General features: G+C 40.1%; 12 protein-coding genes. 6 read left to right on the top strand and 6 right to left on the bottom strand.

What is annotated here, in order from left to right:
• Positions 1–15 precede the first annotated feature (15 nt).
• From B2V92_RS06025 to cysS, 4 genes are all read right to left on the bottom strand, one after another.
• Positions 16–903 carry a glycerophosphodiester phosphodiesterase family protein gene (locus tag B2V92_RS06025; RefSeq protein WP_293305747.1) on the bottom strand — a complete coding sequence of 296 codons (888 nt, stop codon included), beginning with the start codon at positions 901–903 and terminating at the stop codon, positions 16–18.
• A 232-nt stretch (positions 904–1,135) separates the two neighbouring features.
• On the bottom strand, positions 1,136–1,993 hold the full coding sequence (locus B2V92_RS06020) for a nuclear transport factor 2 family protein (RefSeq protein WP_293305744.1): 858 nt from the start codon (positions 1,991–1,993) through the stop codon (positions 1,136–1,138).
• A gap of 89 nt (positions 1,994–2,082) precedes the next feature.
• A complete protein-coding gene (locus B2V92_RS06015; RefSeq protein WP_293305743.1) occupies positions 2,083–3,066 on the bottom strand; it encodes a M28 family peptidase in 984 nt (327 codons plus the stop codon).
• Between the two features lie 146 nt (positions 3,067–3,212).
• Positions 3,213–4,673, bottom strand: a complete 1,461-nt coding sequence (gene cysS / locus B2V92_RS06010) for a cysteine--tRNA ligase (protein ID WP_293305741.1) — start codon at positions 4,671–4,673, stop codon at positions 3,213–3,215.
• A gap of 240 nt (positions 4,674–4,913) precedes the next feature.
• On the opposite strand from cysS, the gene B2V92_RS06005 reads away from it, so the two are divergent.
• The 4 genes from B2V92_RS06005 to B2V92_RS05990 all read left to right on the top strand — a co-directional run bounded on the left by B2V92_RS06005 (position 4,914) and on the right by B2V92_RS05990 (position 7,902).
• Positions 4,914–5,342: a GNAT family N-acetyltransferase gene (locus B2V92_RS06005; RefSeq protein ID WP_293305738.1), complete on the top strand. Its 429-nt coding sequence runs from the start codon at positions 4,914–4,916 to the stop codon at positions 5,340–5,342.
• A 138-nt stretch (positions 5,343–5,480) separates the two neighbouring features.
• Positions 5,481–6,374 (top strand): lipoyl synthase, encoded by an 894-nt coding sequence (lipA, locus tag B2V92_RS06000; RefSeq protein ID WP_293305737.1) that lies wholly within the window; start codon positions 5,481–5,483, stop codon positions 6,372–6,374.
• Between the two features lie 116 nt (positions 6,375–6,490).
• The gene (locus tag B2V92_RS05995) at positions 6,491–7,042 is read left to right on the top strand and encodes an RNA polymerase sigma factor (RefSeq protein ID WP_293305734.1); all 552 of its coding nucleotides are present in this window, start codon (positions 6,491–6,493) and stop codon (positions 7,040–7,042) included.
• A gap of 2 nt (positions 7,043–7,044) precedes the next feature.
• Positions 7,045–7,902, top strand: a complete 858-nt coding sequence (locus tag B2V92_RS05990) for an anti-sigma factor (RefSeq protein ID WP_293305731.1) — start codon at positions 7,045–7,047, stop codon at positions 7,900–7,902.
• 347 nt (positions 7,903–8,249) lie between these two features.
• Here the strand turns inward: B2V92_RS05990 and B2V92_RS05985 are convergent, their stop codons facing one another.
• Entirely contained in the window at positions 8,250–8,951 is a 702-nt protein-coding gene (locus B2V92_RS05985; RefSeq protein WP_293305728.1) for an AIM24 family protein, read from the bottom strand.
• Positions 8,952–9,067: 116 nt separating this feature from the next.
• Positions 9,068–10,564 carry an NAD(P)H-hydrate dehydratase gene (locus B2V92_RS05980; RefSeq protein WP_293305726.1) on the bottom strand — a complete coding sequence of 499 codons (1,497 nt, stop codon included), beginning with the start codon at positions 10,562–10,564 and terminating at the stop codon, positions 9,068–9,070.
• 170 nt (positions 10,565–10,734) lie between these two features.
• Between B2V92_RS05980 and yiaA the strand changes: the two genes are divergently transcribed.
• Positions 10,735–11,142: an inner membrane protein YiaA gene (gene yiaA, locus B2V92_RS05975; protein ID WP_293305723.1), complete on the top strand. Its 408-nt coding sequence runs from the start codon at positions 10,735–10,737 to the stop codon at positions 11,140–11,142.
• A gap of 194 nt (positions 11,143–11,336) precedes the next feature.
• Positions 11,337–12,144 (top strand): amino acid permease (locus B2V92_RS05970; protein ID WP_293305720.1); only part of this gene is annotated, 808 nt, incomplete at its 3' end.

Genomic DNA, 12,144 nt, shown 5'->3' with positions numbered 1-12,144 from the left:
AAACCGACCGATAGACTAGTTGTCCAATTGCCCCATAATATTAGGATAATCGGTAAGTACACCATCCACACCCAAATCCATAAAATATTTAAGCTCTTTAACTGTATTTACTGTCCAGGGGATAATTTTAATGCCCATAGCATGACAGCGATCTACTAAACCTTTACCAACCAATACCGAATAAGGGCTGTAAATAGTAGGTTTAAAACCAAGCTTTTCAATATAATCTTCAAAAGGTTCTTTCTCATCAATTAACAACGAGATTTGTATTTTAGGGTATTTTTCGTGCAGGTACTGTAGTGTACGCATATCAAACGATTCGATGATCACCCTTTTTGTTAATTTTTTCGCATTAATGATTTCCATAATCAGGTCTACAAATTCTGCAGGCTCAGGATGGAATTCGTTATCTCCGTTTTTAATTGTTTTTGTTTCAATACTGTATACGGGCTTCGCTAGTTTATGTTCTTTAACATAGGCCTCAACCGCATCAATTGTTTCAGTAAGTAATGGTTTATAAGCTTTAAACTTCATCTGTCCGGGGAAACGGCTATGCACCTTACTGCCCACGTCAAACTTTTTAACCTCCGCATAATCCATTTTATAAATATTGAAGTTCTTTTGGTCTTTCAGACTAATGGGTTTTCCATTGGGCTGTAGCGATATTTCATTGTTAAAATAGGGTTCCTGCGAAAGCACCACCTGTTTATCTTTAGAAATAACGGCATCCATCTCGAGTGTGGTAACACCTAAATCAAGTGCTTTTAACATCCCCTCGATGGTGTTCTCGGGCATAATGCCACGTGCGCCGGCTTTACCCTGGATATCGAATTTCTTTTTCTGTGCCGAAACATTTAAAAAAAGTAAAATGAGCGTAGAAAGTAGAAGTAATTTTTTGTGCATAGATTTTAAACGTAAAATGGACAATTTTATTAGAAAGGTTTTCTTTTTGAAGCGCAAAAACTGTGCTGTTCTTAGCGTTTGTTCCCGCTTTCCGCTATATCCCCGATGAAAAATCGGGGGATGCCGCTTCAATCGGGGCTAAACCGGAAAGGAACTTCAGGTAAAGGCAAAATGCCGACATAAAAAAAGGGCCTCTTTTTATCGATAGCCCTCTTTAATTCACATTGTTATTTTATCTTTCTGCAGGAACAAAAGCCTGTACAATTAAGTTCCAGCTTGCGTCTGCTGCTTTTTCGTAAACAAAAACATAGTTAAAGCTCTCGCGTAAATCAGCTTTATAATCAATGGTAGCTACACCATATGTATAAGCTAAATCGCTCCCTATCGCCTTATCTACTCCTGTGGTTTTTAAGTTGATCTTACTGATCATTCCGTTATAAAAAGCAATAATTTTTCCTTTTCCTTCAATGGCTTCATTACCCGGGAAGAGTAAACGTGCATCGTTGGTTAAAAAACCGCCAAATGCTGCAATCCCATGGGTTTTAAGTAAGGTATTTAATGTTTTTTCGGTAGTTAAGATAATATCCCTTCCTGCCTTAATTTCCCTTTCATTTAAAAATTTTGGTGCTACATGGTCTTTCGGCTCCACAAACGATTGGCTAACTTTAGCCAAAGGCTTATTGCTTTCCGTTCCAAGATCAATCGCCAGTTTCCATCTTCCGTTTTCCGGTTTCCAGATAGAAAGGTATTGGCCATATTTTTTTTCTGAAGTTCCGATTTCATAAGGTCCGGTGGTAAAACCTAAATCGCCACTACGCGATACCTTCGCCAGGTTTGGTGTCCAGCTTACATCATTTTGGGCATCTGCCTTACCTGTATAAAAAGTTTTTGCATTAACCGGGTTTGGTCTGAACACTAAAGTAGTTGCAGATGAATAATCCAGAAATGCTTCTTTATCTCCATTTTTGGCAACTGATTTAGCAAATTCCTTTTCGGCATTTACTAAAGATTTGGTTGTGCCATCACTTTTTTGGGCAAAAGCACCCAGCGCTAAAAGTGAAGCTACTGCAGTTGAAAATAGTTGTTTCATTATTGATTAGGATAATATTGTTTGGCGAATATAAAATTTTCTTTGATGTATGGTCTTAAAAATAATTAACAATTGAACATTGTTGCCTTTTATTTTTCCCTGTAAATGGTTTCCAGCACGGTTTGGCCGGTTGCTTTTAAGGTGTTTTTGTCAATATTTGCTAAATTATCCAATTGGGTATGCCAGTTGATGTAAAAACCACTGTTATCATTATAATGGATAATATCAACCGAGGGAATGCCTGCTTTATTCATCCAGAAATGATCATCTACCAGTTTACCGCTCGGAATTCTGGTAAAATAAGATGAGTAGCCAATTTCGTTTCCAATGTCCCACACTTTGTTTACCACCTCAGGCGCAGCCTGACGCGAAATTTCATCCTGTGTAAACTGTGCATTACCACCGCCAACCATATCCAGGTTAATACCATAAAGGGCTTTATAACCCGAAGCAATTGCTTTTTTGGCCCAATACTGCGATCCTAAGCACCAGGTGGTTTCATCAGGCGTTTCATCATTGGCCTTGCCATAATCCTCCAGGTCCCAAAGCACAAAATCGACCCCTACATTTGGTTGTTTCTGTTGTATCTGGCGTGCCATTTCCAAGATTACGGCTACACCACTTGCACCATCGTTTGCGGCATCAAAAGTTTTTGTATGGTTTTTCGGATCGGGATCCTGATCTGAAAATGGACGGGCATCCCAGTGTGCGGTAATCAATATCCTATTCTTTTTATCGGGATTAAATGCAGCAACAATATTTTTTAACTGGAAGCTTTTGCCATCATAGGTTTGTGTTTTTTCACCCTGAACACTCACATCAGCTCCAAAGGATTTTAATTTTGCCACTAAATAATCTGCACATTTCTGATGTGCAGTTGTTCCCGGCACCCGCGGACCAAAATCTACCTGTGCTTTGGTATAGGCATAAGCACTATCTGCATTAAAATCAGGCGACGAAAGCTTTGCTGCAGTTTCTTCCCCATTCTCATCAGCACCCTGTTTTGTTTTATTCTGGCATGCCTCAAACCCGATTAACGCCAATAAAGGCAGTATTAGAAGTTTTTTGTTCATTTTTCAAATGAACGGAAAATTGTTTAAAGTAGTGTTCCAGAAAGAGATTTTTCATCTCGTGATTATTTCGTCACCCCTGTTTTTTTCATACCTCTGTTTTATTCATCCCCCTGCCCCCTTAAAAAGGGGACGGACTTGTCGATTACTTAAGCCTTACTCCAGGTGGTTCCTTCTTTACCGTCTTTAAGCTGAATACCCAATTCCTGTAATCCGATGCGGATCCGATCAGAAGTTGCGTAATCCTTATTGGCTTTAGCTTCTGTTCTCAGATTGATTACCATATCCAAAACGCCATTTAAGTCGTTTCCTCCGGCGTCTTCATCTTTCAGGCCCAAAATATCGAATACGAAATCGTTGATCAGTTGTTTTAATTTCTCTAAGGCATCAGCCGATATTTTTCCTTTACCATCATAAACCGTGTTGATAATTCTAACGGCCTCAAAAAGTTCTGCAACTAAAATCGGACTGTTAAAATCATCATTCATGGCTGCAATGCATTTCTCTTTCAATGCATCGATATCAAAATCGTTCTGCTCTGCAACCGGCAGTTTGTCCAATAAACCTATTGCCGACATTAAACGGCGGAATCCTTTTTCAGAAGCATCCAATGCATCGTTAGAAAAATCTAGGGTACTGCGGTAATGTGCCTGCAACATAAAAAACTTCACCGTCATCGGGCTATAACCTTTTTTCAATAAGGGATGTGCTCCGGTAAACAATTCTAAAGGCAGAAAACCATTTCCTGCCGATTTAGACATGCGCGTACCATTTACGGTAAGCATGTTGGTATGCATCCAGTAACGTGCAGGCTGTTTATGGCTGCAGGCTTCAGATTGTGCAATTTCGTTGGTATGGTGCGTGGCAGCTAAATCCATTCCACCACCGTGGATATCAAATTCGGCACCCAGATATTTTGCGCTCATGGCCGAACACTCGATATGCCAGCCCGGAAAACCCATGCCCCATGGCGATTGCCATTGCATTAAAGTTTCGGGTTTTGCTTTTATCCAGAGCGCAAAATCCAACCTTCCACGTTTATCATCCTGTCCACCCAGTTCGCGGGTATTGTTCAACATGTCTTCGAGGTTGCGGTTGGTTAAAATGGTATAATTATACTCTTTGCTATATTTTTCTACGTCGAAATATACGTTGCCATCTACTTCGTAACCATAACCATTGGCAATAATCACTTTGATCATTTCAATCTGTTCGATAATATGACCAGTAGCGGTAGGTTCGATACTTGGTGGCTGCGTATTAAACATGCGTAATACATCATGGAAACCCAAAGTATATTTCTGTACAATTTCCATCGGCTCAAGCTGCTCCAGCTTTGCACGTTTTGCAAATTTATCATCGCCTTCGTCCCTATCACCTTCCAAATGGCCTGCATCTGTAATGTTGCGCACATAACGTACCTTATAACCTGAATATTTAAGGTACCTGAAAATTAAATCGAAAGAAATAAAGGTGCGACAATTGCCCAAATGCACATCGCTATAAACGGTTGGACCGCAAACATACATCCCAACATTGGGTGTATTTAAGGGTTGAAAAAGTTCTTTTTTGCGCGAAAGCGTATTGTAAAGCTGTAAGCCAGTATCCATACTGCAAATGTAAGATTTAGTTAGAAAGTTAAAACGTTTAAAGTTGCAATGTTAAGCTTATGATTTTTAGCTAACATTTATTTGCCGGGCAGGGTGCTTATTTTATATTGTTTGATTGCTAGATTGCTTCTGTGCTAAACTTACGAAGTCGGCCTTAGCACTGGCCTATGCGACTTCGTAAGTTGGCCCAAACCAATTTTAAACCTTAACTTAGTTCTACATGTTAAATCATGTGTAAAAATGGTCGAAATCAGAACAATATTAGAAAAAGATGCCGAAAATGTAGCAGCGTTATCCACACAATTGGGTTACGAAAGTAATATAGAACAAACATTGGCCAGAATCAGGCAAATTAACAACAGTAACGAAAACTGTGCTTATGTTGCTATACTTGAAGATAAAGTAGTGGGTTGGATCCATGGTTTTTATACACTACGGCTTGAATCTGATCCTTTTGTCGAAATTGGTGGTTTGGTTGTCGATTCTGCTTACCGTAATTTAAAAATCGGGAAGCAATTAATAGAAAGTGTAAATCTTTGGGCCAAAAAACACCAGGTAAAAAAATTAAAAGTGAGGTGCAATATCAAACGTACCGAAAGCCACAAATTTTATGAGCGCGTTGGCTTTGAGGAAAATAAAAGGCAGGTTGCTTTTGAAATGAAGCTTTAACCAGCCCCAGACTTGCGAAGTATGCCATGCGCGATGGCCTATGCTGACTTCGCAAGTCTAACCAGTTAACCTTATTTATTACAACCCCCAAACATTTCGGCGTTGCAACAATTCAATCCTATTCGTTAACTTTGTAGCATGATTGATTTACCGGTAGTACCTGCTGTAACTGAAGTTAAACGCAAACCAGATTGGTTACGCGTAAAATTGCCCGTTGGTAAAGAATATGCACAAGTTCGGAGTTTAGTAGACACGCATAAGCTGCATACCATCTGCGAAAGCGGAAACTGCCCAAATATGGGTGAGTGCTGGGGTGCAGGTACAGCAACTTTCATGATTTTAGGTAACATCTGCACCCGCAGCTGCTCTTTCTGCGCGGTGGCTACAGGCAGGCCCTTGGCAGTTGATGTTGACGAACCCAACCGCATTGCCGATTCGGTAAGGTTAATGGGCGTAAAACATTGCGTAATTACCTCGGTAGACCGTGATGACCTAAAAGATGGTGGTTCTATTATCTGGGCAGAAACTTTACAGGCCATCCGCAGAGAAAGTCCTATCACTACTTTAGAAACTTTGATCCCTGATTTTAAAGGTCAGTGGGATAATTTATACCGCGTTTTAGAAGAACGTCCGGAGGTGGTATCGCATAATATGGAAACAGTTAAGCGTTTAACCCGTCAGGTACGTATACAGGCTAAATACGACAGGAGTTTAGAGGCTCTAAAAAGAATTTCGGAATTTGGTTTAAGAACAAAAACAGGCATTATGCTTGGTTTGGGCGAAACTGAAGAAGATATTTTTGAAGCCATGGACGATTTAGTAGCCAATGGCGTACACATTTTAACCTTAGGCCAGTATTTACAACCAACCCGCAACCACCACCCGGTTGTAGATTGGATCCACCCTGATACTTTTGCCATGTACAAAGAAGCTGGTTTGGCTAAAGGCTTAAAATATGTAGAAAGCGGTCCGTTGGTACGTTCGTCATACCATGCCGAAAAACACCTTTTCCCAATTGATGGAATAGCATAGACTGATTATTTAACGATCAGTTTAAGAATGTTTTAGAAATCGTACTCCTTATCGGAATGCATTTCTAAAACATTTTTTTGCTTTTTGTGTTCTGAATTGTATCTTAGTAACCAATAGTGACTGCATTAAAAAAATTAACCCTAACTGAGCCGGAACTTGTTCTAGCACTGCAATCGAAAGATCCAGCGGTACTAAAAACACTGTACAGCATGTATTCGTCGGCCCTTTATGGCGTTATTTCACGCATTATTACCCACACAGAACTTGCTGAAGACGTATTACAGGAAACCTTCGTAAAGATATGGCAATCGGCAGCACACTACGATAATACCAAAGGACGTTTGTTTACGTGGATGATGAATATTGCCCGCAATTTATCGATCGACAAACTCCGTTCTAAAGATTTTAAGAATTCACTCAAAAACCAAGATATAGAAAATAACGTAAGTTTCGTTGATGAACAGAACAAGGTTACGTTTAACCCGGATGTTCTTGGTGTTAAGCAACTTGTAGATAACCTTAAACCGGATTTACAAGCAGTTCTTGATTTAGTTTATTACAAGGGTTTCACACATGTGGAAGCCGCAGAAAAGTTAGATCTGCCATTAGGAACGGTGAAAACCCGGGTCCGGCTGGCTATTATTGAATTGAGAAGGAATTTTAATTGAGCGTGGAAAATTTAAAAGCATATATCGAATCTGGAGTACTTGAGCTGTACGTATTAGGTGATTTATCGCCTGAAGAAGCGTTGCAGGTTGAGGAAATGGCATCTCAAAACCCAGAGGTTAGAGATGAGATAGCCGCCATTGAGGAGGCTATGGAGCAATATGCTATGCAAAATGCTGTAGAACCATCTGCAGATGTAGAAACAAGATTGTTCGAAAAGTTGGGCTTAAGTGAGGTTGAAGAGAATGTGAATGTTCAACCCGAACCAATTTATGCTGAAGAACCAAGAATTATACGTTTGGATGGAAGTGATGCTAAAGTAAGAACTTTACGTTACGCCTTAGTTGCCTGTGTAGCTTTATTGGTAGTAAGTACGGCCGCATTGTTTATTACTTACAACAAGTTAAACGATGCGCACGATCAGATTGCTAGTTTAAGCCTTGATAAGCAAAAATTTGCAGGAGTGGTGAGCAAGCTGGAGTTTGAGAACCAGGGTTTGGACAATATCGCTGCAATGGCCGAAAGCAAGGAATGGGCAACCATCCGCATGACCGGTCAGCCGTTTAGCCCGGCATCTAAAATGAAGGTATTCTGGAACAAAAAAGATAAAAGTGTACTGATCAACTATGTGGCGATGGATTTGCCTAAAGCCGATGCTGAGCACGAATATCAGTTATGGGCCCTGGTAAACGGGAAGCCGGTGAGTTTAGGTGTATTCGGAAAATCTGATTCTACGAATAACGAAGCACTGGTAAAAATGCAGGCCATACAAGAGGCACAGGCCTTTGCCGTAACTTTAGAGCCTATGGGCGGAAGTGTTAACCCAACAATGGAAAAACTTACCGTAATGGGTGGCGTTTAAAACAGAAATTATTAACTAAATATATTAAATCCCGACATTGATGAAATGCCGGGATTTTTTGTTTCTCTTTAATCGTCATTGCGAGAAGGCTTTTTCAGCCGGCGAAGCAATCTTAAACTATAGGTTATAGCGATTGTTGTAAGATTGCTTCGTCGCTCCCCCTTAACTGGTCTTAGCGTCTCGCTAAGACCCACAGTTTTTTAAAATTCCACATCTTCATTTGTGTTTCTATGGAGAAATCAATCTACCGCCTTGGTTCGTATCGATACGAACCAAAAAATAACACTTTACTGGTCTTAGCGTCTCGCTAAGACCCATAGTTTCGTGTCTCCACGCCAAAAAATAATTTAAGACTTAGCTGCGTATTTCACTTCCTCATATGGCTGCACCAGCACCCATCCTTCTCCAAAAAATTCCAACTGGAACGATTCGCCGCTACCCCTGCCGATGAAAGAACCAAAAGTTAAATTGGTTTTGATGTTGGGCGTTAGGTTTTCCGACCATGCAACAGTTGCATTCGGATCGGTATAAACGAGCTGGTTGGCAGTAACCCTTAATAAAATCGGCTCACCATGCGTAGTAATGGCAATATAGCCGCTACCCGATAGTTTTACCTGGAATAAGCCGCCGCTCATCATTCCGGCAATACTTTTCAGCATTTTAATTTCGTTTTTAATGTTTTCTTCCAATGCTAAAACATCGTTTCCGTTAACAAAAACCGACTCGTTCTGAAGTTTGATGATTTTTACCTTTTTGCCTTCATCGGCCAGATACAGTTTACCTGTTCCGGCTGCATGCATTAGCGAGGTTCCTTCGCCAGAAATGGCTTTCTTTAATAAACCGCCCAAGCCTTTGCTCAACAGACCTTCTCTTTTAAAATCGATATTGCCGATATAGGCTACCATTGATCCGGCTTTGGCCAAAATCCTTTGATTGTTTAAGTTAACTTCGAGCAGAGCAGGTTTTTCCAATTCAAAAAAATCGTTTTCCGCCGGGTTTTCTGCCGATTCCTTAATGAGCTCATTCAGCGTGTACTCTTTTTGTGCCATAATAATTTTAGTTTTCCGTTTTTAAGATATCTGATTAAAATATTCCCTTAAACTATAAATTATTAAAAGAAAGATAGTAGAATAGCTCTGCTTTTTTTCCACAACCAAATTTTAAACTATTTGGTAATAAGCATCTTAATCTCTTTTGATATTCTTGTTGCCACCTGCGATGCGGTAACCACAAAATGATCGTGCGCCAGGCCATCTCCAGCTTTGCCATGAATATAACAACCTAGCATAGCTGCATCGGTTGCCGAATATTTCTGCGCTACAAAACCTGCAATAATGCCGGTAAGGATATCGCCCATCCCACCCTGTGCCATTGCAGGGTTGCCGGTTGGGTTGATGAGCACCTTACCTGTTGGCAGACAGATAAAAGTATACTGGTTTTTAAGTACAATTACGATTTTGAGTTTTTTTGCATGTTCCCTGGCTGATTGTACCCTATCCCACCAACTTTCGTGTTCGCCGAACAAACGGTCGAATTCTTTTACGTGTGGGGTAAGAATGCTATTGGGGGCCAGTTTTTCAATCAGATCGGGTCTTTCTCCCAAAATATTCAGTGCATCGGCATCAATTACCAATGGCTGTCTGGCCAAAATCAGACTTTCCAATAGTTTTTCATTTTCAGGATCGGTACCTAAACCCGGACCAATGGCAATAGACTGGTATTTTTTAGGGTCCTCAATTCTTGTATATTCATCTCTCGGTAAGGCCATTACTTCAGGTAAAGTAGTATTTAAGGCAGTCAAACCACTTTGTGGAATGCATGCGGTGGTTAAACCGGCACCGCTATGTAAACAGGCCATTGATGAAAGCAAAGCAGCGCCCATGGTATTCGTATTGCCGGCTATGATAAGTGCATGTCCATAAGTTCCTTTATGACTGAACAACTTCCGCGGGTGAAGGATTTTTTGGATATCACTTTCTTCGATCACATAGAAATCAGAATCCTGTTTTTGGATATACGGTTCATCGAGATCAATATCCACTACCTCGAATTTCTCGGTAGCAGCAGCCGATTCGGGAAAGAAAAAATTGATTTTCGGCCGTTGAAAAGAAATGGTTTTATAGGCTTTTATGCCATTATAATCTTTTGACAGTTTTCCTTCAGCGAAAAAACCCGTGGGCACATCAACTGCGTATACTTTTTTATTAAGTTTATTAATGCCCTTAACCAGTTCCACATAACCGCCATCAAGGGGTTTATTTAAACCAGAACCTAAAATCGCATCGATAATGAGGTCTACCTTTAAGTTTTTCAGATCCGAAGGTTGATTGATATCCGTTTTTTTACAGCGCGACTCGTCTATCCGTTGTAGATTAATGGCAAAATCATCGCTCTGCCTTTCACTAAAATTAACGATATAAACCTTTATATTATCATAACCATTAGCAAGCAATAAATGTGCTATGGCCAATCCATCGCCACCATTATTACCTTTTCCGCAAAAAATAGCCACACTTTTAGTGGTATCAAACTCATCTCTTAAAAAGCTTTGCACAAAAGCCCTCGCTGCTTTTTCCATCAGATCGATAGAAGCAATGGGTTTATTGGCAATGGTAAACTGATCGGCACTGCGCATTTGGGCAGAAGTAAGCAAGGTTCGCATATTACTAAGGTAAGGGTATACAGCTATAATGCAAAAGATCGGATTTTGTTTGATTTTATGTAAAGCAATTTATACGGTTTTCGAAAATAATTTAACAGAGTCTCTTTTAATTTTTATACCTTTTGCCAATCTTTAACGTTTTGTAAAGAATTAAATTAAATCTCAAAACAATGAATCAAAAACCATCAAATGCATTCGTGGCAGCCGCCTGGATTGCATTAGGTATCGGAATGATCGGCTTTATTGTAGGCCTGTGGCGTTCTGATATGCTTCTTAACGAAAAAGGATATTATTTTACCGTATTGATGTTTGGCCTTTTTGCCGTAATTTCTTTACAGAAAGCTGTTCGCGATAAACTGGAAGGCATACCTGTTACCGAAATTTATTATGGCCTTAGCTGGTTCTCTACCCTGTTAACCATTACTTTATTGGTGATAGGCCTGTGGAATGCTACCTTGCTGCCAAGCGAAAAGGGATTTTATGCCTTTGCCTTTTTACTCTCCCTTTTTGGTGCCATTACGGTACAGAAAAATACGAGAGATGGCCAGATGGTAAATAAAAACCGAGATTCGGAGTAGACAAAAACCATCATTAATGAATTTTACAAAACCAATGCACTGTCATTGGTTTTTTTATTTTTAATCAAAAATCAATTTTATTAACTCCTTAAACCAAAAAATAATTACTACTTTAAACAGCAGATACCGAAGCTAATAGTTTATCATTTTCGAGCAAATAATATAAACCTATTTAAATCTTATAAATCCACACAATGGAACAAAAAGATGGCTTAAAGAAAACGCTTACTCCCTTTATGTTATGGGGGCTCGGTGTTGGCTATGTAATTTCGGGAATGTATTTTGGCTGGAACCTGGGTCTCGAAAAAGGTGGTACCCTTGGTATGGCCATCGCTACAGCTGCCATTATGGTGATGTATGTAACCTTTAGTTTCAGTTATGCCGAACTGGCCTGCGCCATACCCAAGGCCGGTGGGGTTTTCGATTACGCCAATACTGCGCTCGGTAAAAATATTGGTTTTATTGCAGGTATAGCGCAAATGGTCGAATTTATATTTGCGCCACCGGCTATAGCTTTTGCCATTGGATCTTATTTTAATGCATTTTTTCCACAGGTTCCCATTCTTACCAGCGCTATTGCCGTTTATTTTATTTTTACTGCATTAAATATATATGGCATAAAGGCCGCAGCTTCGTTCGAAGTAATTATTACCGTTTTGGCTGTTGGCGAATTGCTGCTCTTTTCGGGTATCACCCTGCCTAAATTCCATACAGAAAACCTAATCCACAATAATTTCCCTAACGGTTGGAGCGGCGTTTTTGCTGCAGTCCCCTTCGCCATCTGGTTTTTTCTGGGTATTGAAGGCGTTGCCAATGTAGCCGAAGAAACCAAAAATCCGCAACGCGATATCAGCAAAGGTTTTGGTTGGGGAATATTTACTTTGGTTGTATTATGTGTATTGGTTTTTATCTCTACAATCGGCATTGGCGGTTGGGAAGCCATTGTATACAAAAACGGGAAATCTGGCGAAACTTCCGATTCGCCGCTGCCCCTCGCCCTTT

The organism is Pedobacter sp. UBA5917, from assembly GCF_002432345.1.
Lineage (GTDB): Bacteria > Bacteroidota > Bacteroidia > Sphingobacteriales > Sphingobacteriaceae > Pedobacter.
The sequence above is the reverse complement of the archived record's forward strand: the minus strand, read 5'-3'. Positions and strand labels throughout refer to the sequence as shown.